The organism is Cnuibacter sp. UC19_7 (assembly GCF_042699995.1).
Lineage (GTDB): Bacteria > Actinomycetota > Actinomycetes > Actinomycetales > Microbacteriaceae > Cnuibacter.
In genome coordinates this window covers 3,139,446-3,160,193 of record NZ_CP170560.1, presented here as the reverse complement: position 1 = coordinate 3,160,193, position 20,748 = coordinate 3,139,446, and the positions used below count along the sequence as shown (strand labels likewise).

The following is a 20,748-nucleotide window of genomic DNA, read 5'->3' as shown; positions in this document are numbered from 1 at the left end:
GCCGCACGCCGGGCGCGCGGCCGTATTCAGGACGGATGCGCGGATCCGCCCGTATTCAGGACGGATCGTCCTGAATCGCGCCGTCGGTCCTGAAAACGGCCGGGTGGGGATGCCGGTACGGCGGGCATGCGCGTGCGGCGGGATGCGGGCGCGGCACTGCGCAGCGGCGGGCGGGCGGTCAGGGGCGGAGGAAGGACGCGACGGCGTCCGCCGCCTCCGCGAGGTTCTGCTCGTGCGAGCGGCCGCTGATCCGCGGGCGGGGCTTGAGCTCGTGCTCGCCGTCCTCGATCCACCGCACGCGGATGCTCGGCGACAGCGCGTAGCCCGGCACTTCGTCGACCGTGCCGAACGGGTCGCGGGTGCCCTGGCAGACGAGCGCGGGCGTCTCGAGGTGCTCGAGGTGCTCGGTGCGCAGCCTCTCGGGCCTGCCCGGCGGATGGAACGGGTAGCCGAGGCACACCAGCGCTGACACGAGCCCCTCCCGGCGGAGGTCGTCGGCGACCATGCTCGCCACCCGACCGCCCATCGACTTGCCGCCGATCGCGGCCGGGCCGCCCACCGCATCCGTCACCTGCTCGACCACGGCTCGGTACTCGTCGAGCAGCCTGTCGGCGCGAGGCGGGGGCTTGCGGCTGCCCTCACGCCGTGCGGCCATGTACGCGAACTCGAACCGCACGGTGCGCACGCCTCGCCCGGGCTCCGCGAGCAGCGCGCTGACGCGGTCCATCCACGCGGAGTCCATCGGCGCGCCCGCTCCATGGGCCAGAACGAGCACAGGCCCGTCGGCGGGCCCATCCGCCAGCAGCTCCACCACCCGTCCAGCCTAGGGAACGAGCCGCAGTGCCGTCACCAGCGCACCGAATCCGGCGGTCCACCCCGCGTGAGCGCGTCGCTTGCCGCGGATCGGTGCTGAAGCGACGGCGTTCCCGGCGGAGGGCGTGGGATTCGAACCCACGGAGGCTCTCACCTCACCAGTTTTCAAGACTGGCTCCATCGGCCGCTCGGACAGCCCTCCTCGCCGCCGCGCTCGGCGCGACGACGTCCCGATCCTACCCGCCCGCGCCCTCCCGGCGAGCAGCCCCGGATGCGAATCCACCGCCCGTGCGCGCGCAGCGACTCCGGACTTCCGGGCGGACACGCCGCCAGAAGTCCGGAGTTACCTCGTGCGCGCTCGGATCTCCGGAATCAGCTCGGAGGAGCTGGCGTCAACAGCCCCCTGACCTCAGAGGGAGGAGAGGGCGGCGGCGACACCGTCGTCGTCGATCGACGACGTCGTCTCGGTGCCCTCGGCGAGCACGTCGACGGGCGCCTGCGCCATCACGACGGCGCGTCCGCCGCCGGCGCCGGCCCACTGGAACATCTCGATGTCGTTGCGTCCGTCGCCGATCACGCAGACCTGCGTGCGCGGGATGTCGAGCCGGGCACGCACGCGCTCGAGCCCGGTCGCCTTGTTGACGCCGTCGGGGGCGATGTCGAGCCAGGCCGTCCATCCGATGGAGTACGACACCTTGTGCAGGCCCATCCGCTCGACGACGTCGAGGAAGTCCTCCATGTCGTGCCCGGGCGAGATGACCACCACACGGGTCGCCACCACCGACGACAGCTCGGCGAACGGCACCACATGGTACGAGCGACCGAGCACGCTGTCGGGGAAGGCCTCGGTGCAGGAGAAGTTGCCCTCCGCATCCTCGACCGCGAACAGCGCCTCCGAGAGATGGGTGCGGATGCGGTTCAGCACCGGCCCCGGATCGAACGTCTCGACGTGCTCCCGCCGGTACCCGAGCGGGGCAGACGTGTCGCGGCGCAGGGTGATCGCGCCGTTCGAGCACACCACGTACTCCGGGGTGATGCCGAGGCGGTCGAGCACCGGGAGGGTGGTGTCGACGGAGCGGCCCGTCGCGAGCATCACCTGGTGTCCGAGGGCCTCCACGCGGCGCACCTCGGCGCCGACGATGTCGGCGAGCGTGCCGTCCTCGTGCAGCAGGGTGCCGTCGATGTCGAGGGCCACCAGCCAGGGCGAGGGCTCGGATGCGGAGCGAGCGGGATCGGCGGCCACCCTACGACGCCGCCCGTTTCGGCTCGATGAGCTCGAGCCCGCCGAGGTAGGGGCGCAGCACCGGCGGCACGACGACGCTGCCGTCGGCCCGCTGGTGGTTCTCGAGCAGCGCGACGATCCAGCGTGTGGTGGCGAGGGTGCCGTTGAGCGTGGCGACCGGCGCGGTCTTGCCCGACTCGGTGCGGTAGCGGATGTCGAGGCGACGCGCCTGGTACGTGGTGCAGTTCGACGTCGAGGTGAGCTCGCGGTACGTCTCCTGCGTGGGCACCCAGGCCTCGGTGTCGAACTTGCGGGCCGCGCTCGAGCCGAGGTCGCCCGACGCCACGTCGATCACCCGGTAGGGCAGGCCGAGGTCGCCGAGCATGCCCTCCTCGAACGACAGCAGGCGCTCGTGCTCGGCCTCCGCGTTCTCGGGGAGCACGTACGAGAACATCTCGAGCTTGTTGAACTGGTGCACACGCAGGATGCCGCGGGTGTCCTTGCCGTGCGATCCGGCCTCGCGGCGGTAGCAGGTCGACCAGCCGGCGTAGCGCAGCGGCCCCTCCGACAGGTCGAGGATCTCGTCGCGGTGGAACCCGGCCAGGGCCACCTCGCTGGTGCCGGTGAGGTAGAGGTCGTCGGCGGGCAGGTAGTAGATCTCATCGGCGTGCTCGTTGAGGAAGCCGGTGCCCTCCATGGTCTCGGGGCGTACCAGCGTCGGCGTGATCATGGGGACGAAGCCGCCCTCGATCGCGCGGTCGAGCGCCAGGTTCATCAGCGCCAGCTCGAGCCGCGCACCGATGCCCGTGAGGTAGTAGAACCGCGCTCCCGACACCTTCGCGCCGCGCTGCAGGTCGAACGCACCGAGCAGCTCGCCCAGCTCGACGTGGTCGCGCGGGGTGAAGTCGAACGTCGGCTTCGTGCCCACCTCGCGCAGGGTGACGAAGTCGTCCTCCCCGCCCTCGGGCACGCCCTCGACGACGATGTTCTGGATGCGGCGGGCGGAGGCGGTGAACGCGGCCTCCGCATCCGTCGCCCTCTGCTGGGCGGCCTTCACGTTCACGGCCAGCTGCTGCGCCTGGGCGACGAGCGCCTTCTTCTCCTCCTTGGGAGCGGCGGCCACGGTCTTGCCGAACGCGTTCTGCTCGGCACGCAGCGACTCGAACTCGGAGATGGCGGCACGGCGCTCACCGTCGGCGGCCAGGGCGGTGTCGACGAGCTCGGTACTGGAGCCGCGGGCCGCCTGAGACCGCTTGACGACATCGGGGTTCTCGCGCAGCAGGACGGGATCGATCACGCACTCGATCCTACCGACCGCCCCGTCCTCGCCCGCCAGCGGTGCGGTTTCGCCCCGCCCAGGTGGTTCCGCCACACCGGCCGACGTGGCGAAACCACCTCAGCATGGCGAAACCGACCCAGCATGGCGATAGCTTTGGCGTGTGGACCTGGTCATGGGCGAGGGGGGCGCGCCGCACGACGGGGCGCCCGAGCCTCTCCCGCGCGCCGCGGTCGTCGTCAACCCGGTGAAGATCGACGCGAAGCGGCTGCGCACGGTCGTCGCTGCCGCGGAGCAGGCCGCCGGCTGGGGCGAGACGCTCTGGTACGAGACGACGCTCGAGGATGCGGGTCACGAGGTCGCTCGCCGCGCGGTCGCCGACGGCGCTGCGGTCGTGATGGCCGCGGGCGGCGACGGGACGGTGCGCGCGGTCGCCGAGGGGCTGCGCGGCACGGGTGTGCCGATCGGGCTGCTCCCCGTCGGCACCGGCAACCTCCTCGCCCGCAACCTCGGGATGACGCTCACCAACCTCGAGCAGGCGGTCACCACCGTCTTCACGGGTGGCGACCACTTCATCGACCTGGGCGTGATCGACATCACGCGCGAGGGCGGAGCGCACGAGCAGAACGTCTTCCTGGTGATGGCCGGGCTCGGGATCGACGCGAAGATGATCGCCAACACCCGCAGCTCGCTCAAGAAGCGCGTGGGCTGGCTCGCGTACGTCGACGGCGGCATCCGCGCGCTGCCGAGCGTGAGGCCCGTGAAGGTGAAGGCGCAGCTCGACGGATCCGCCTGGCGGACGTTCAGCGCCCACACCGTCATCGTCGGCAACTGCGGATCGCTGCCCGGCGGCATCCTCCTCATCCCCGATGCGAAGCCGGACGACGGCGTCCTCGACATCGTCGCCTTCCGGCCCGAGGGCTGGTTCGGCTGGCTGAAGGTCTGGAACAAGCTGACCTTCGAGAACGGCGTGCTCCGCAAGTCGGCCGTGGGCCGCCGGATCATCGACCTCACCCACGACGTGCGGTCGGTGTCGTACCGGCGCGGGCGTGACATGGCCGTCCGGCTCGACGAGCCCGAGGAGATCCAGCTCGACGGCGACGACTTCGGCCTCGCCGTGGCGCTGCACATCGGGATCGATCCCGGAGCCCTCGCCGTGCGGGTGCCCGCGACACCCACGGCGACCGGGCGCGCGGTGGCGGAAGCGGCGTCGGCCGCGCCGGAGTCTGCCGCACCGGACCCGGTCGCCGCGGGCGTGCCCGATCCCACCCCGGAGCCGGCATGACGTTCCGGGTCGCGTTCGTCCCCGGCGTGACGCCGACGAAGTGGGTCCGGATCTGGCGCGAGCGGATGCCCGAGCCGATCGAGACCGTCGCCGTCACGGTCGACGCCCAGCGCTCGGCGGTGCTCGGCGGCGAGGCGGACGTCTGCTTCGTCCGGTTGCCCGTCGACCGCGACGGCCTGCACGTGATCCCGCTGTGGGAGGAGTCCGCGGTCGTGGTCGCCCCGCGCGAGCACGTCATCGAGGCGGTGGACGAGGTGTCACTCGCCGACCTCGACGGCGAGGACCTGCGGCCCGTCGCGTCCGGCGGCGAGGAGGCGGCGATCGAGCTCGTCGCCCACGGCGGCGGCCTCGTGATCGTGCCGCAGCCCGTCGCCCGCCTCTACGGCCGGCGCGACGTGGTGGTGCGCCCCGTCACGGATGCGGATCCCACCCGGATCGCGATGGTCTGGCCCGTGGACCTGGCGGAGGAGCAGGCGGAGCGCGTCGACGCCTTCATCGGGATCGTCCGTGGCCGCACGGCGGCGTCCTCCCGCGGCGGCGCGTCGGCGACGGCCCCGGAGGCCCCCGCCGACGCGCGCAACGGCACGCGCGGCGGCGGCTCAGGCACGCGCGGCAGCTCGGGCACGACGCGCGGCGGAGCGCCCGGCGCCTCCCCCCGGTCGTCCGGCTCCTCCGGCGGTTCGAAGGGCGGACGCCGCGGCGGCCCGTCCGGCGGCGGCTCCGCGCGTCCGCGCCGCGGGCGCCGGTGAACTTTCCCTGCGATCCTCCGACACGCCTTCCGCGCGGGGTCGGCTCGGCGTAGGTTTCGGGCCATGAGCGTCCCGGCGACCGCCTTCCGCAGCGACGCGCTCTCCGGCGCGTTCACCGACTGGATGCGGACCTGCAGATGGTTCCGGGCCACCGCATCCGACCCCGTCCTCACTCGCATCGGCGTCTGGGTGCTGCCCGACCCCAAGCACCAGGTGGCGATCGAGGTGCAGCTCGTCCACGACGCGACGACCGACGTGCTCTACCAGGTGCCGCTCACGGCACGCACGTCACCCCTCCTCGGCGGCGACGACGCGCTCGTCGAGCAGACGCCCGACGGCGTCTCCGTCTACGACGGGCCGCACGACCCCGCCTTCGCGCGGGCGCTCCTCATGATGATCCTCACCGAGGGGCGAACGGACGCGGCCGCGGCCGACGCCCCCGTGCCCTCCGACGGCGTCACCTCGGCGGCGGGACACCACGGGCACGTCGACACCGCCGTCCGCGTCGTCGGCTCGCACGTGCTGCGCGGCGAGCAGTCGAACACGTCGATCATCGTCGAGACCGTGCATCCGAACGGGAAGCCGGCGACGCCGATCATCTGCAAGGTGTTCCGCGCGCTCTCGCCCGGCGACAACCCCGACGTCGTCATCCAGTCGGCGCTGTCGGATGCGGGTTCCCGCTTCGTGCCGCGCACGATCGGACATGTGGAGGGGGCGTGGGCCGATCCGGCGACCGCCTCGCGCGTCGAGGGCAGCCTGGCGTTCGCGCAGGAGTTCATCCCCGACGTCGAGGACGCGTGGCGCGTGGCCCTGCGCGCGGCCGAGCACGGGGAGTCGTTCCGCGACGCGGCGACGGCCCTCGGAGAGGCGACCGCGGCGATCCACGTGGAGCTGTCGCGCCTCTTCGACACCCGCCCCGCGTCGCCCGCCGACGTGGACGGGGTGCTCACGAGCATGCGCACCCGCGCGGCGCAGGCGTTCGCCGACGCCCCCGTGCTCGCCGACGAGCGGGGTGCGGTCGAGGCGGTGCAGCACGCCGCGGGCGAGGCCGCGTGGCCCGAGCTGCAGCGCATCCACGGCGACTACCACCTCGGCCAGGTGCTGGCGGTGCCCGGCCGGGGCTGGGTGGTGCTCGACTTCGAGGGCGAGCCGCTGCGCCCGATCGCCGAGCGCAGCGAGCCCGACCTCGCCCTCCGCGACGTCGCCGGGATGCTGCGCTCCTTCGACTACGTCGCCGGGTCGATCTCGAGCGCCGAGAACGCCACGGCCGAGCAGTCCGCCGCCGCGCGGGCGTGGGCCGACGAGGCCCGCGCCGCCTTCCTCGAGGGCTACGCCGCCCGGTCCGGCGTCCACCTCGCGGGGCAGCAGCTGCTGCTCGACGCGCTCGAGCTCGACAAGGCCCTCTACGAGGTGAGCTACGAGGCTCAGAACCGCCCGACCTGGCTCCCCATCCCCGCCACCGCGGTCCGCACCCTCGCCCACCGCGCCCGCTGACCGGCGCCCGCCCGCCACCGCCACCTCGACACCGATTCCGCCCGAGTCCGGCGCTATGAGCGGCGCTGCGACGGATTCGGTGTCGAGGTGACAGCAAGGGCGACTGAGGCGGGATCGGCGTCCGAGCGTCAGACCTCGAGGCGGCCCGCGCGGAGGCGGAGGACGCGGTCGGCACGGGCGAGGAGCTGCTCGTCGTGCGTCACCACCACGACGGCGGCGGCTCGTCCGTGCGCCGCGCCGACGAGGAGGTCCGTCACCGTCGCGGCGGTGCGGGCGTCGAGCTGCGCCGTGGGCTCGTCGGCGAGCAGGATCCGCGGCGCCGTGACGAGCGCTCGGGCCACCGCGACGCGCTGCCGTTGACCGCCGGAGAGCTCCTCCGGCCGCTGCGCGGCGTGCGGAGAGAGCTCGACGGCCGTGAGCGCCTCCTCGACGAGCCGCGCCCTCTCGGCGGGGTCGCGGCGCTGGATGCGCAGCGGCAGCTCGACGTTCTCGGCCGCGGTGAGCTCGTCGAGCAGCCCGAAGTCCTGGAAGACGTACCCGAGGCGGCGGGCGCGCAGCGCGAGCAGCTCGGGCTCGGAGAGCGCGGCGACGTCCTGCCCGTCGACCAGCACCCGCCCGCGGTCGGGCACCTGCAGGGTGGCGAGGATCGACAGCAGCGTCGACTTCCCCGCCCCCGACGGTCCGGTGATGGCGACGACCTCACCGGCCGACACCTCGAGCGACACGTCGTCGACGGCGGTGACGCCACCGGCGGCCGTCCGGAACGTCCGCGTCAGCTCCTGTGCCTGGATGAGCGTGGTCATGAGTCCTCCTCGACGGGACCGGCATGGCGGCCCCGCGGTCGCTCGTGCGGCGCACGCTCCGCATCGCCCGACGACGGAGCCGGCGCGTCGAGCCGCTCCGGTTCCACGCGGATGTGGTCGTCGCGCAGCGCGAGCCCGACCCGGTCCTTGAGCCCGAGCGCCGCGGTGAAGTCCTCGGGCAGCTGCAGCCGACCCACGCGGTCGAGCACCGCGAACTCGCGGGCGGAGTGGTGCGTCACCGCGCCGTCCTCGGTGCGCATCGCGGTGCGGAGCGTCTCGGTCGAGGTGCGTCCGTCGCGGATGCGGACGGTACGGCGCACGTGCTCCGACACCCCGGCGTCGTGGGTCACGATGACGGTCGTCACCCCGCGCTCCTCGTTGACCGTCCTGAGCGCCTCGAGCACCTCGATGCTCGCCTCCTCGTCGAGCTCTCCTGTGGGCTCGTCGGCGAGCAGCACCGCGGGGTCGTTGACGAGCGCGACGGCGATGGCGGCGCGCTGCTGCTGACTGCCGGTCAGCCAGGCGGGCTTCACGTCGCGCACGTCGGCCAGGCGGAGCGCCCCGATCGCCTCCTCGGCGCGACGCGCCCGATCACCCCTGTCCCGGGAGCCGAGCGCGGCGACCACGGCGACGTTCTCCTCCACGGTGAGATAGGGCAGGAGGTTCCGGGCGGTCTGCTGCCAGACGAAGCCCACCGTCCGCCGCCGGAACAGGTCGCGCTCGCGCGGGCGAAGCCCCACGAGATCGATGCCCGCGACCGACGCCGCTCCCGCCGTGGGCCGGTCGAGGGCGGAGAGGATGCCGAGCAGCGTCGACTTCCCCGAGCCGGAGGCGCCGACGACGGCGACCAGCTCGCCCTCGCCGACGACGAGATCGAGCCCCTGGAGGGCCTGGACCTCGATCCCCGCGGAGCTGTAGATGCGGACCAGTCCCGAGCACTCGATGGCCGGGGTGTCTGACATGTCATCGCCTCCTTCGAGGGCGTCGGATGCGGCGGAGCGAGGTGAGCACGGCGATGACGAGCAGCGCCGCTGCGGCGAGCACGTAGGCCACCAGCGCGCCCGCGCCCGTCGCCAGGTCGAGCGTCACCCCGCTGCCGGCCCCGGCGGACTCCAGCCCGTCGGTGACCTGCAGCAGCGGGACGAGCGCGAGCGGGAGGAGGACGCCGCTCGCCGCGGCCGCTGCCGTGACCAGCACGACGACCGGGACGTCCTCCCACAGCAGCACGCGCATCCGCTCGGCGGAGCGCGCGCCGAGCGCGGTGAGCACCGCGTCCCGCCTTCGACGCCGCCCGCGCGCCGAGAGGAGCACGAAGAGCAGCAGCAGGGCCGCGAGCAGCAGGCTCGCGAGCGCGCTCGCGGTGAGCGTGATGTCGAGCATGCGGGCGCGCGGGCTCGACAGTGCGGTGTCCGCCGCCGCCGTCGGCGTCGCGACGTCCGCCCCCGCCGGGGCGACCTCACGCACGGCGTCGGCGACCGCTCCCACGTCGACGGCGGGGTCGACACGGAGCAGCAGCGGATCGGGCACGCCGGAGGTTCCGGCGAGGTCGGCGGCGGGGCCGATGTCGACGAGGATCCAGGAGGTGGCCGTGGTCAACGCGCTCCGGTCGGGGACGACCCCGTCGACGCGGAGCCCGTGCCCCTTCAGCGCGAACGCGTCGCCCAACGCGTCGGCCGCGCTAGCGGACGCGAGGACGGGGATCGTCCCGTCGTCGCCGATACGGTCGAGGCCCACGAGGAGGTCGATCGCCGCCGGCCGTCCGGCCTGCACGGCAGCGAGCGCCGCGGTGTCGACGACGAGCAGCCGCGTCTGCTGCCGCGACGATCCCGTCGTGACGGTGACCGGCTGGTCGACGACGACCCCGGCGGAGGCGTCGATGCCCGCGACCGAGGTGATCGCCGCCACGAGGTCGGGTGTCAGCGCCGCGTCCTCGACGACGACGTCGGCCCCGACGCTCGCCCACGCCTGCTCGAGCGAGCTCTGACGCAGGGTCGCCGATTCGGTGGCCGCGAAGAGCGTGATGGTGAGCGCGGCGATCGAGCCGACCACGAGGGCGGCGGGAGGCCGGCGAATGCCGAGGAGCATCGACGCCCCGGCTCGCCCACGGCCGAGGCGACGAAGGGCGGATGCGGCGGGTCCGGTGATGCGGGCGATCACGACTCCCACGACGACCGCGCTGAGCACCGGGGCGAGGACGCGCAGCGGGACGGCGGGGGTGCCCTGCGCCAGCGCGATCACGCAGGCCGCCGTGAGCACGACGAGCAGAGACTCGGCCACCAGGCGGCCGATCCCGGCCCCCGCACCGCCGCTGCGCGGAACGGCCCCCGCCTGCAGAGCGGCCGTCGCGACGAGCAGGACCACGAATGCCATGACGGCGAGCGCGGACAGCGGCGAGACGGGTGGCTCGGGCAGCGTGAGGGCCGCCGTCGCCCAGGCCGCCGATCCGCCCAGCAGCGCCCCGACGCCGACCGCGACCGCGGTCTCACCCGCGAGGGCCGCTCGGGCCTCGCGGGTGGTCGCCCCTCGCGCCGCGAGCAGGTTCCGCGCGGGCGCGCGGGCAGCGGCCAGGAGCCCGATCAGCAGCCCCGCGAGCACCACCACGACCACGCCCGGGCCGGCGAGCGCGGTGGCGAGCAGCGCATCCGCCTGGGTCTGCCGCTGGTCGGCCGCGTCGAGGGCGTTCGGCAGGGAGGTGACGAGCCCGATCGGGACGCTCAACGGGGCCGGATCGCTCCCCTGCGGCGCGAGGGTGTGCGGGATGCTGGCGAACGCACGGCCCTGGTCAGCGAGGGTCGGGCCGTCCGCCGCGACGGGCCGGCCGGGGTCGACGGGGAACCAGGTGAGGGTCCTCGCCGGGATGGGCTGGGCCGAGAGAGCGGGCCAGGATGCGGCGTCGACGAACCCTGCGCCCTGCGCGATCGTCCCACCGTCTCCGGTCTGGATGAGCGTGGGGCTGAGCGCGCTCTGCACGTGGGTCCAGAGGTCGGCATCCGGATCGAGGGGTTCGAACGTCCGCTCCAGCACGACCGGCAGGGTGCCTCCGGGCGGGAGCACGAGCAGGCGCTCCTCGCCGACGGTCCACCCCATCTCGGCGGCGACGGGCGCGGAGAGCGCGACCGGCACGGCCCCGTCGGACGCAGCCGGCCCGGGTGCCGAGGTGGTCGTCACCGCCGTCTCGAACGACGGCGCCAGTGAGAGGGCGAGCTGGGAGGCGCGCGTCGGCGTGCCGGGGACGAGCGGCCCGACCGGGACCGGGTCGAAGACCACCGCCGCCCGCGGGTCGCCGAGGGCGGACCGCAGCGGCTCGGGCTGCTGCGCCCTGAGATCGTCGAGCGCACCCAGCAGGCCGCCCCACACCTCCTCGACCGCCGCCGACGGGGCTGAGCCCGAGGCACCCGCGGCGCTCGATCCGGAGGCGGCGCTCGCGGCGCTCGAGCCGGAGGCGGCGCCCGCATCCTCGGCGGCCGCGGCGCCCGCGCTCGGAACGAAGCCCCCGGTGGTCTGCGCCGTGAAGTCGAGCCGCCCGGGCGCGACCGAGGTCGCGAGGTCGGTGCGCAGGGCCGCGGTCGCCGCTGAGCTCGACAGCACCGGGACGAGGATGATCGCGGCCGCGCTCAGGAACGCCAGCGCGCCGAGCGCGACGGCGGGGAACGGCCGCGCGCGGAAGGCACGGCGCGCGTGCAGCAGCGGGCGGGATCGGCTCACCGGCGCCTCCCCCCAGCGCGAGGCCGCACGCGGAGGGAGCGCGCGCGGGAGGCGGGCCCGCGCCCGGCGAGGAGCACGGAGGTCACCAGCACGGCGACGAGGGCCGCGACGAGAGCGACGAGCACCACGGGGTCGACCGCCAGCGGGTCGGCGGCGAGCGGCGCCCGCAGGGCGGTGGCGGTCGCGATCGGCCCCGTCAGCAGGGCGGCGACGAGACCGGCGACCGCGCCCACGACGGCGCTCACGACCACGACGATCCCGACCTCCGACCGGCCGGCGGCCGCCCTCGATCTCGGGGAGAGGCCGAGCGCCGCGAGCACCGTGTCGCGGTCCCCATGACGCCTCCGCAGCAGCGCCAGGGTGGACCACAGGGTGAGTGCGGCCATAAGCACCCCTGCTGCCGCGGAGACGATCGCGACGGTCGTCGCCGGCGCGACGGTCGCGGCGGATCGCGCCGCCGCCCCGAGCGACACCGTCCACGCGCGATCCGTGGTCTGCGCGAAACGAGCCGCGACGGCCTCCGGGCTCGGCGTGGCGACCCACAGCTCGTTCGGCTGCGCCACGGTGTCGGAGGCGGCGAGCGACGCACGGGCGAGCGCGGTGAGGTCGAGTGCGATCGTCTGGGAGCCTCTCGTCCCGGGGACGGACGGCGCGATGTCCGCGACCTGCGCGTCCAGCGTGCGGCCCGTGGGAAGGGCGAACCCGAGACGACCGCCGACGGCCGCCCCCATCCGCGTCGCCCCCGCCTGGTCGAGGGTGACCTGCAGGGGCCCGGGAAGCGCATCCACGAGAGTGCGGAGGGTCCGCTTCGTCGCCGACAGCGTGCCGTCGGATGCGCTCAGCCTGGCCGGGTCGATCTCGGCGGCGGTCGCCCCCTCGTCCGTGAGAGCGCGGATGCCTGCGATCCGTGTGGTGACGGTGTCGCCGGTGGGCGAGTCCTCCAGGGCGACGTCGATCGCGAGGATCGAGACGTCGGTGATGCTGCCGGGCAGTGCGGCGGTGAGGGTCGCCTGCCCGCCCGTCGCGAGCTCGAGCGATCCCTCGAGCGGGATCGCGGCGAGTGCCCCCGAGGCGCCGGCGATCCAGGCGGTCGCGGTGAGCCTGCCGGGTCGCTGCACGTCGGTGGCGTCGATCGTCACGGCGAGCCGGCTGGAGCTCGCGGGCAGGCCGGCGGGCGCCGGGTCGGCGGCCAGGCCGATCCCGAGGAGCGGCTGAGCGTCGGACGCGGGCAGCGCGAGGAGGGAGAACGTGTCTGCGCCTACGGACGCGGTCGTCGCGAGGGCCGCGGCGCCCGTGCCCGATCCGTCGAGGATCGTGGGCACCGTCGCCGCGAGGGGCGGTGGCCCGGGCGTGACGATCGACCCGGCCGTCACCGCGAAGCGGGCGGCGGCGCCGATGCGGGAGGCGGCCGCCGCGGAGGCCGCGCCCGGACCCGTCGCGGCCAGCGTCGCGGCCACGACGGACAGCGCGAACGCGAGCGCGACGACCAGTGCCGTCGACGCGTACACCCTGGCGCGCGCCGCGAGGCCGGCCGTGGCGAGGAAGGCCCCCGTGGACGCCGACGCCGAGGCACGCGCGCGAAGACCACGCGCCCCGGGCGCGGTCGCCGCGAAGCCCCCGAGCACCACCGCGAGCACGAAGGCGGGCAGCGCGATCGTTCCGAGGGCGTCGATGCCCCGACTGTCCGTCCAGAGCACGACGACCCCGAGCGCGGCCACGAGCGCGAGTGCGAGCAGGCCGACGAGCCTCAGCGCCTTCGGCGCCGGCCGCTCACTCCCGCCCCGGACGAGGATCGAGACCGCGACGAGGGCGACGGCCGGGATCAGGGCGCCGAGCGCGCCGACGGGGCTGAGCGAGGCGACGTCGCCCCCGAGGACGGCCACCGCGACGCCCCCACCGACGACGACGCCCGCTCCCCCGGCGAGAAGCGCGTCGCCCGCGTTCCAGCGGCGGAACCATCCGATCCCGGCGCCTCGTGACCGCAGCAGCGCATCCGTCGGCGACAGCGTCTCGGCGACGAGCGCCCACAGCCGCGCCACCCCGAACACCACGATCAGCAGCAGGAGCAGGAGCGGCACCGCAGCGAGCGCGCGGACACCCTCCGCGGTGCGCGCGGCGGTCGCCGCCGTCTCCGCGAGCCCGCCCGAGGCGGTCGGCGGCACGGGCAGGCCCGACACGGCCGCGGCGACGTCGCGCGCGATCGCCTGCGCATCTGCCCGCTCGGCCAGCCTGTCGATCCCGGCGAGAGTGAGGGAGTCGGGTCGCGGCACGACGGTCCACTCCGCGGACCGCGTCGTGGCCGCCGCGCGCAGGTCGTCGGCAGAGAGCAGGGCCGGACCAAGGCGGTCGCCGTCGTGCCCCGACGTCGGGGCCGGATGGCCTGCCCACCTCGGCGCGAGCGGATCGGACGCGTGCCAGAGCCCGCTGACGGTGAAGGGCCGTCCCTCCGTCCCGAGGAGGAGGACGCTCCCAGGCATGACGCCCAGCGCGGCGGCGGCGTGCTCCTCGATCGCCGTCTCGCCCGGGCCCGGCCACGCGCCCGAGCTCAGCTCGGCGCTCGCCGGGAGGGACTCGTCGGCCACGAGGTCGACGCTCGCCGAGACACCGCTCATGCTCGCCGCGACCCCGTCGGCCCTCACGGAGGACACCACGTCCACCTCGGCGGGGCGCATCGCGTCGCGGAGGAGCGCAGCCACGTCGGGCGTCGCCGCGGCGTCGGATGTGGGCAGATCGGCCATCGTCACCGTCACCCCGCCGGCCGCGCCCGGCGCCGCCGCGAGCGCCTCCCGCGCCCCTTCCACCGTCGCGGACTGCACCATCGAGGAGGTGACCACGAGGACCGCGGCCCCGGCCGCGACCACCGCCGCCAGCTGGAGGAGCTGCCACCGGGAGAGGAGGTGCCGGGCCGACCAGGCGGAGTGTCGGCGGTGGTCAGGCATCGGAGTCGAATGATATCCCCCGGTGACGACCGCGAGCGGTGGGCTCTGGAGCATCCGACCCCCTCTGCACCACACTGGATCCGATGGCCGATGGCCGGACAGGCCCACACCGAAGCGGCCCACAGGGGAGGAAGAGATGGCATCGAAGCACGTGCGCTCGCTCGTCGGGGCGGGCAGCGTCCAGCACGACAGCGAGCTGGGGAGCATCCACCGCCTCACGAAGGAGACGTTCCCGATGCTGGAACGCCTCTCCATCAAGAGGCTCGAGCTGGCGCCCGGCGCCATCCGCGAGCCCCACTGGCACGCCAACGCCGACGAGCTCACGTATTGCCTGAGCGGCACCGTCCTCGTCTCCACCCTCGACACCGGCGACGTCTTCGGCACGTTCACCGTGGAGGCCGGCCAGATGTTCCACGTGCTCAGCGGCGCCATCCACCACATCGAGAACGTCGGCGACGAGCCCGCCGTGCTCATCGTCGCGTTCTCGCACGAGTCTCCGGAGGACTTCTCGATGCACGCCGCCTTCGGCGCGATGTCGGATGCGGTGCTCGGCAACACCTACGACCTCCCGGCCTCGGCGTTCGCGGCGATCCCGCGCGACACGAGCGCGCCCGACATCGTCCGCGGCGCCGGCGAGGCGGTCATCCCCGTGGCGGCGCGGTACCCCGATCCGCACCGCTTCGACGTCGAGGGCCAGACGCCGCCGCTGTCGTACGAGTACGGCAGCGCCAAGCTCGCCCGCGAGCAGTTCTGGCCGGCGCTGCGGCAGATGTCGATGTACTCCCTCCGTGTGGAGGAGGACGGGATGCGCGAGCCGCACTGGCACCCGGAGACCGCCGAGATGGGCTACGTCGACAAGGGCGCCGCGCGGATGAGCGTGATGGATCCCGACGGCAGCGTCGACACGTACCTGCTGCAGCCGGGCGACGTCTACTTCATCCCCCGCGCGTACCCTCACCAGATCGAGGTCGTCGGCGACGAGGAGATCCACTTCCTGATCTTCTTCGACCAGCCCACGCCCGGCGACATCGGATATCGGGCCACCGCGTCCGCCTTCTCGCGGCGTGTGCTCGCCGCGACGCTGGGCACCGACGACACGACGCTCCCCGAGTTCCCGCTCACCCCGGTCGATCCGCTGATGGTGAAGCGCGGGAACCCGGTCGATCCCGTGGAGGCCTGAGCGGCGAGCTGGGCCGCGGAATAACCCGGGGATCCGCCACGTTCGATCATCCATACCGTACCGATAGGTACATAAATAGATGGGATGGATCATGGCAGACCTCGACGACAAGACCGCGCTCGTGACCGGGGGCACCTCCGGGATCGGACTGGCGGTGGTGCGCCGCTTCGCGGCGGAGGGCGCGCACGTCATCGTGACAGGACGGAGCACCGAGAAGCTCGATGAGGTGAAGACCGAGCTCGGCGACCGCGTGACCGTCGTGCAGGGTGAGATCTCGAGCCTCGACGACCTCGATCGGGTGTTCACCGTGGTCGCCGAGCGCGGTGCGGGCCTCGACGTGGTCTTCGCCAACGCGGGCGGCGGCGAGTTCGCCGCCCTCGAGGAGATCACGTGGGAGCACTTCACGACCACGTTCGAGTCGAACGTCGGCGGCACCCTCTTCACCGTGCAGAAGGCACTCCCTCACCTCAACCCGGGAGCGGCCATCGTGCTCACGTCCTCGAACATCGACGTCAAGGGCAGTGCGTCCTTCAGCGTCTACGCCGCCTCGAAGGCGGCGATCCGCAGCTTCGCCCGCAGCTGGGCCGCGGAGCTGGTCGACCGTGGGATCCGGGTGAACGCGGTCGCCCCCGGCCCCATCGCCACCCCGGGCCTCAGCGGCCTCGCCGCCGAGCCGGAGCAGGCCGAGGCGCTCCTCGGCGGACTCGCGTCCGGCGTCCCGATGCGCCGACTCGGGTCGCCCGACGAGATCGCGGAGGCGGTCCTCTACCTCGCGTCTCCCCGCAGCTCCTACGTCACCGGAGCCGAGCTGTACGTCGACGGCGGCGCCAGCCAGATCTGACGAGCCGTCGGGTCCTCGCGTGGCAGGAAGGACGGGGCTCGGTGCATTCGGCGATAGATTCGACGGATCAGCGAGGAGGTCAGATGGCCACGCGAGGACGGCCCCGGGAGTTCGACGTCGACGAGGCCCTCGACCGCGCGATCGAGGTCTTCTGGCGCCAGGGCTACAACGGCACCAGCCTCAGCGACCTCACGGAGGCGATGGGTGTCAGCCGGCCGAGCCTGTATGCGGCGTTCGGCAACAAGGAGGAGACCTTCAAGCGCGCCGTCAACCGGTACGCCGAGATCGACATGGCCTACGTCACCGACGCACTGGCCGAATCGACCGCCTTCGACGTGGCGCGCCGGTTCCTGGTCGACAACGTGGAGGCGGTCACCACGCCCGGGCGCCCTCCCGGATGCCTGTCGATCCAGGGCGGGCTCGCTGCAGGCCCCGAGGATGCGGAGATCGTGCGATTCCTCAACGACCGGCGGTCCGGCGGCGAGGCCCGGATGACCGAGCGCTTCGCCCGCGCCCAGGCGGACGGCGACCTCCCCTCCGACGAGGATCCCGCCGAACTCGCCAGATACCTCAACACTGTGTCGGCGGGCCTTGCCGTGCAGGCGTCGGCCGGCGCATCGAGGGCGGCCCTGCGGCTTGTCGCGGAGCGTGCACTGCGATCCTTCCCCGGGGCCCCGCCCGCGTAGACGTCCGACGTCTCAGGCCCGGCTGGGCCGCTGGGAGAGGAGCGGGCGATAGCATCCCCCTGTGGCCGTGACGGACGAGGCGATCCTCACCATCAAGCAGATGATCCTGTCGGGTGAGCTGCGCCCCGGAGACCGTCTGCCACCCGAGAAGGAGCTCAGCGAGCGGCTGCGCCTCTCGCGCAACTCGATGCGTGAGGCGGTGAAGGCGCTCGAGGCGATGAGGATCCTCGACGTCCGCCGTGGCGACGGCACCTACGTCACCAGCCTCGAACCGGACCTCCTCAACGAGGCGATGAGCTTCATCATCGAGGCGCAGCAGGACCACGACGCGATCCTCGAGATCTTCGCCGTGCGCCGCATTCTCGAACCCGCCGCCTCGGCCCTCGCGGCGACACGGATCGGAGAGCCCGAGCTCGAGGCCCTGCGGCGGTCGATCGACTCGGTGCCCGCCGACCCCGAGGTGGACGAGGTCGTCGCCCACGACCTCGCCTTCCACGCCGCGATCGCCGCCGGATCGGGCAACCGGTACCTGGCCAGTCTGCTCGACTCGCTGTCCGGCCGTACCGTGCGGGCGCGGCTCTGGCGCGGGATCACCGAGGAGAACGCCACCGAGCGCACGCTCCGCGAACACACCGCGATCGTCGACGCGCTGGCCGCGCGCGACGGCGCGCTCGCCGAGGCGCTCACGGTCTCGCACATCGCCGGCATCGAGGGATGGCTGCGCCGGTGGGCCGGCTCGGAGGAGATCGCGGGGATCGCGGGTATTGCGGACGTCGCAGACACTGCGCAGATCGCGGACTAGCTTTCAGACATCCGATGTCTATGATGGTCTCATCACACTTTCTGAGCGATCACCCCCCGCTGGGCGTGGATTGCTCCGACGACTCGAGGAGGAGATCTCTGCGATGAAGCTGGCGAGGATCGGTGCGGAGGGCGCAGAGCGCCCGGTCGTGGTCACCGCGGACGGATACCGCGACCTGACGACGCTCACCGACGACATCACGGGCGAGTTCCTCGCGGGCGGTGGCGTCGATCGAGTCCGCGCCGCGCTCGAAGACGGTTCGCTTCCGCTCCTCTCGGACGACGGCCAGCGTGTCGGGGCGCCCATCGCGAGGCCGAGCGCCATCATCTGCATCGGGATGAACTACGCCGCCCACGCGGCCGAGTCCGGGTCCGCCCCGCCCACGGTGCCGATCCTGTTCCTCAAGACGCCGAACACGATCGCCGGCCCCTTCGACGCAGCGCGCATCCCACGGAAGAGCACGAAGACCGACTGGGAGGTCGAGCTCGCGGTCGTCATCGGCTCGCGCGCCTCCTACCTCGAGTCGCCCGCGCAGGCCATCGAGCACATCGCCGGATTCACGATCGCGAACGACCTCTCCGAGCGCGAGTGGCAGCTCGAGATCTCCGGCGGCCAGTGGTCGAAGGGCAAGAGCGCGCCCGGGTTCACGCCCCTCGGGCCCTGGCTCGTCACACCCGACGAGGTCGGCTACCAGGATCTTCGTCTCGCGAGCCGTGTCAACGGCGACCCGCGTCAGGACTCGCGCACCTCCGACCTCATCTTCGGCGTCGACGAGCTGATCTACCAGCTCAGCCAGTGGATGACGCTCGAGCCCGGCGACCTCGTCCTCACCGGCACGCCCGAGGGCGTGGCCCTGTCGGGCCGCTTCCCGTACCTCAAGGCCGGCGACGTCGTCGAGCTCGAGATCGAGGGGCTCGGAACGCAGCGCCAGGAGTTCGTCGACGCCTGAGCGCGTCGCGCCACCGACATCCGACGGCCGTGGCAAGCGTCCGACGGCCGTAGCAAGAAGGAGAGCATCGAGATGGAGTTCGAAGGACTCGTAGCGATCGTCACGGGAGGGGCATCCGGCATCGGCGCGGCGATCGCCGCGCGACTCGCCGAGGGCGGCGCCTCGGTCGCCGTACTCGACCGCGACCCGTCGGGGGCGGACGCGCGACACGTCGCCGTGACCGCCGACGTGTCGGACGACGCCTCCGTGCGGGCCGCCGTGGCCGCGGTGGTCGAGCGCTTCGGCCGCCTCGACATCGTGGTGAACAACGCCGGCATCGGCGCGCAGGGCACGGTCGCCGACAACGACGACGACGAGTGGCATCGCGTGTTCGACATCAACGTGGTCGGGATGGCCCGGGTCACCCGGGCCGCGCTCCCCCACCTGCGCGAGTCGCCGTCCGCCGCCATCGTCAACACCTCGTCGATCGCCGCCACGGCCGGCCTGCAGCAGCGCGCGCTGTACTCGGCATCGAAGGGCGCCGTGCTGTCGCTGACCCGCGCGATGGCCGCCGACCACCTGGCCGAGGGCATCCGCGTCAACTGCGTGAACCCCGGCACCGCCGACACCCCCTGGGTCTCGCGCCTCCTCGACTCCGCGCCCGACCCCGCCGCCGAGCGCGCCGCGCTCAACGCCCGTCAGCCGCACGGCCGCCTGGTCAGCGCCGCCGAGGTCGCCGACGCGGTCGCCTACCTCGCCAGCCCCCGCTCCGGCTCCACCACGGGCACCTCCATCGCCGTCGACGGCGGCATGCAGAACCTGCGCCTCCGCCCCTCCTGACCTCGCCTCGCGCGCGGCCGCCTGCGGGGTCACGAGTGCCGCGTCACCACCCCTCCGCGGCCATCCCGTCGAAGACGGTCGTATAGTCGAGGAATGCTCAGAGAGTCTCGGAGACGTCCGGCTCGCCGGAGATGAGGCCGCGGAGCCAGTCGCGCGCCTCGACGAAGACGTGGTCGTCGTAGCGGGAGACGTACTCGACCGGGGCTCGATCGGCGCGCGGGTAGGAGCCGAGGAACGTGATGCGGGGGCTGAAGCGGCGGAGGCCGAGGAGCGCATCCGCGACCCGCTCATCACGGACGTGGCCGTCGGCGTCGACGACGAAGCGGTAGCGGCCCAGCGCGTCTCCGATCGGGCGGGACTGCAGCAACGAGAGGTTGACGCCGCGGGTGGAGAACTGCTCGAGCATCTCGAGCAGGGCGCCGGGACGGTCGTCGGGCAGCTCGACGATGAGGCTCGTCTTGTCGGCGCCGGTCGGCTCGGGCATCCGGGTCGACCGGCTCACGAGCACGAAGCGGGTGACGGAGTTGGCGTTGTCGGTGACGTCCTCGGCGAGCACGACGAGGTCGTGGTGCTGCACGATCGCGGGCGGGGCGAGCGCCGCATCCGCGTGGTCGGTCGCAAAGAGGTCGAGGGCGGCGGCCACGTTCGACGTCGCCGGGATGTGCCCGTGGGTGGGCAGGTTCGCGTCGAGCCACTGGCGGCACTGTGCGTACGCGACCGGATGCGCGCCGACGACCCGCACATCCGCCAGCGTCGTGCCGGGCCGGGCGACGAGAACGAAGCTCACCCGCACGAGGTACTCGCCCACGATCCGCAGCCCCGGCGTGCGCGCCAGCGCGTCGAGCGTCGCGGTGACACCGCCCTCGATCGAGTTCTCGATCGCGATCATCGCCGCCACGCTGCGCCCCGACATCACGTCGTCGAGCGCTTCGCCCACGTTGTTGACGCTCCGCCACTGCTGCCCCCGAGCCTCGGGAACCTGCGCCAGCGCAGCCTCCGTGAACGTCCCCGACGGGCCGAGGTACGAGTACGCGTCCGACATCCCGCCAGCCTACCGGCGCCATACCTCTTCTCTCCGGCCTCGGCCGCAGGCATCCGCTCTCACGCCGCCCGACGGAGGCGGCGGGAGGGGGAGGTCGGTCCGGGCCGCAGGCATCGGGTCTGGCGGGGCGCCGAAGGCGCCGG

At 73.5% G+C, this 20,748-nt stretch carries 17 protein-coding genes and 1 tRNA gene; 9 read left to right on the top strand and 9 right to left on the bottom strand.

All coding sequences use genetic code 11. The features are described from left to right. Nucleotides 1-178: 178 nt before the first annotated feature. The 4 genes from ACFJGV_RS14990 to serS all read right to left on the bottom strand — a co-directional run bounded on the left by ACFJGV_RS14990 (nt 179) and on the right by serS (nt 3,332). On the bottom strand, nt 179-814 hold the full coding sequence (locus ACFJGV_RS14990; RefSeq protein WP_378144782.1) for an alpha/beta fold hydrolase: 636 nt from the start codon (nt 812-814) through the stop codon (nt 179-181). 116 nt (nt 815-930) lie between these two features. Next, a tRNA-Ser gene (locus ACFJGV_RS14985) sits at nt 931-1,015 on the bottom strand. Between the two features lie 207 nt (nt 1,016-1,222). After that, on the bottom strand, nt 1,223-2,056 hold the full coding sequence (locus tag ACFJGV_RS14980; RefSeq protein ID WP_378144781.1) for an HAD family hydrolase: 834 nt from the start codon (nt 2,054-2,056) through the stop codon (nt 1,223-1,225). A 1-nt stretch (nt 2,057) separates the two neighbouring features. Then, on the bottom strand, nt 2,058-3,332 hold the full coding sequence (gene serS, locus ACFJGV_RS14975) for a serine--tRNA ligase (RefSeq protein WP_378144780.1): 1,275 nt from the start codon (nt 3,330-3,332) through the stop codon (nt 2,058-2,060). A gap of 142 nt (nt 3,333-3,474) precedes the next feature. Here serS and ACFJGV_RS14970 point away from each other — a divergent pair, with 142 nt between their 5' ends. From ACFJGV_RS14970 to ACFJGV_RS14960, 3 genes are all read left to right on the top strand, one after another. Continuing rightward, the gene (locus tag ACFJGV_RS14970; protein ID WP_378144779.1) at nt 3,475-4,596 is read left to right on the top strand and encodes a diacylglycerol/lipid kinase family protein; all 1,122 of its coding nucleotides are present in this window, start codon (nt 3,475-3,477) and stop codon (nt 4,594-4,596) included. Then, nucleotides 4,593-5,345, top strand: a complete 753-nt coding sequence (locus ACFJGV_RS14965; RefSeq protein WP_378144778.1) for a LysR substrate-binding domain-containing protein — start codon at nt 4,593-4,595, stop codon at nt 5,343-5,345. The genes ACFJGV_RS14970 and ACFJGV_RS14965 overlap by 4 nt, the downstream gene beginning before the upstream one ends. A 63-nt stretch (nt 5,346-5,408) precedes the next feature. Beyond that, nucleotides 5,409-6,839 (top strand): phosphotransferase, encoded by a 1,431-nt coding sequence (locus ACFJGV_RS14960; RefSeq protein ID WP_378144777.1) that lies wholly within the window; start codon nt 5,409-5,411, stop codon nt 6,837-6,839. Nucleotides 6,840-6,967: 128 nt separating this feature from the next. On the opposite strand, the gene ACFJGV_RS14955 is transcribed toward ACFJGV_RS14960, so the two are convergent. The 4 genes from ACFJGV_RS14955 to ACFJGV_RS14940 are packed head-to-tail and all read right to left on the bottom strand — an operon-like array spanning nt 6,968 to nt 14,286. Further along, the gene (locus tag ACFJGV_RS14955) at nt 6,968-7,642 is read right to left on the bottom strand and encodes an ABC transporter ATP-binding protein (RefSeq protein WP_378144776.1); all 675 of its coding nucleotides are present in this window, start codon (nt 7,640-7,642) and stop codon (nt 6,968-6,970) included. Next, on the bottom strand, nt 7,639-8,604 hold the full coding sequence (locus ACFJGV_RS14950; protein ID WP_378144775.1) for an ABC transporter ATP-binding protein: 966 nt from the start codon (nt 8,602-8,604) through the stop codon (nt 7,639-7,641). Before ACFJGV_RS14950 ends, ACFJGV_RS14955 begins: the two co-directional genes overlap by 4 nt. A gap of 1 nt (nt 8,605) precedes the next feature. Continuing rightward, nucleotides 8,606-11,347: a hypothetical protein gene (locus tag ACFJGV_RS14945; protein ID WP_378144774.1), complete on the bottom strand. Its 2,742-nt coding sequence runs from the start codon at nt 11,345-11,347 to the stop codon at nt 8,606-8,608. After that, nucleotides 11,344-14,286 (bottom strand): hypothetical protein, encoded by a 2,943-nt coding sequence (locus tag ACFJGV_RS14940; RefSeq protein ID WP_378144773.1) that lies wholly within the window; start codon nt 14,284-14,286, stop codon nt 11,344-11,346. The genes ACFJGV_RS14945 and ACFJGV_RS14940 overlap by 4 nt, the downstream gene beginning before the upstream one ends. A gap of 136 nt (nt 14,287-14,422) precedes the next feature. On the opposite strand from ACFJGV_RS14940, the gene ACFJGV_RS14935 reads away from it, so the two are divergent. The 6 genes from ACFJGV_RS14935 (at nt 14,423) to ACFJGV_RS14910 (ending at nt 19,563) form a co-directional block, all read left to right on the top strand. Continuing rightward, nucleotides 14,423-15,466, top strand: coding sequence for a cupin domain-containing protein (locus tag ACFJGV_RS14935; protein ID WP_378144772.1), 1,044 nt, complete (start codon nt 14,423-14,425; stop codon nt 15,464-15,466). A 91-nt stretch (nt 15,467-15,557) separates the two neighbouring features. Continuing rightward, nucleotides 15,558-16,307 carry an SDR family NAD(P)-dependent oxidoreductase gene (locus ACFJGV_RS14930; RefSeq protein WP_378144771.1) on the top strand — a complete coding sequence of 250 codons (750 nt, stop codon included), beginning with the start codon at nt 15,558-15,560 and terminating at the stop codon, nt 16,305-16,307. Between the two features lie 83 nt (nt 16,308-16,390). Then, nucleotides 16,391-16,993 carry a TetR/AcrR family transcriptional regulator gene (locus tag ACFJGV_RS14925; protein WP_378144770.1) on the top strand — a complete coding sequence of 201 codons (603 nt, stop codon included), beginning with the start codon at nt 16,391-16,393 and terminating at the stop codon, nt 16,991-16,993. A 61-nt stretch (nt 16,994-17,054) separates the two neighbouring features. Continuing rightward, complete coding sequence (locus ACFJGV_RS14920; protein ID WP_378144769.1) at nt 17,055-17,795, top strand: FadR/GntR family transcriptional regulator; 741 nt, start codon at nt 17,055-17,057, stop codon at nt 17,793-17,795. Nucleotides 17,796-17,898: 103 nt separating this feature from the next. Continuing rightward, nucleotides 17,899-18,744 carry a fumarylacetoacetate hydrolase family protein gene (locus ACFJGV_RS14915; RefSeq protein WP_378144768.1) on the top strand — a complete coding sequence of 282 codons (846 nt, stop codon included), beginning with the start codon at nt 17,899-17,901 and terminating at the stop codon, nt 18,742-18,744. 72 nt (nt 18,745-18,816) lie between these two features. After that, on the top strand, nt 18,817-19,563 hold the full coding sequence (locus ACFJGV_RS14910) for an SDR family NAD(P)-dependent oxidoreductase (RefSeq protein ID WP_378144767.1): 747 nt from the start codon (nt 18,817-18,819) through the stop codon (nt 19,561-19,563). Nucleotides 19,564-19,660: 97 nt separating this feature from the next. On the opposite strand, the gene pheA is transcribed toward ACFJGV_RS14910, so the two are convergent. Further along, nucleotides 19,661-20,605 (bottom strand): prephenate dehydratase, encoded by a 945-nt coding sequence (gene pheA / locus ACFJGV_RS14905; RefSeq protein ID WP_378144766.1) that lies wholly within the window; start codon nt 20,603-20,605, stop codon nt 19,661-19,663. Nucleotides 20,606-20,748: the final 143 nt, after the last annotated feature.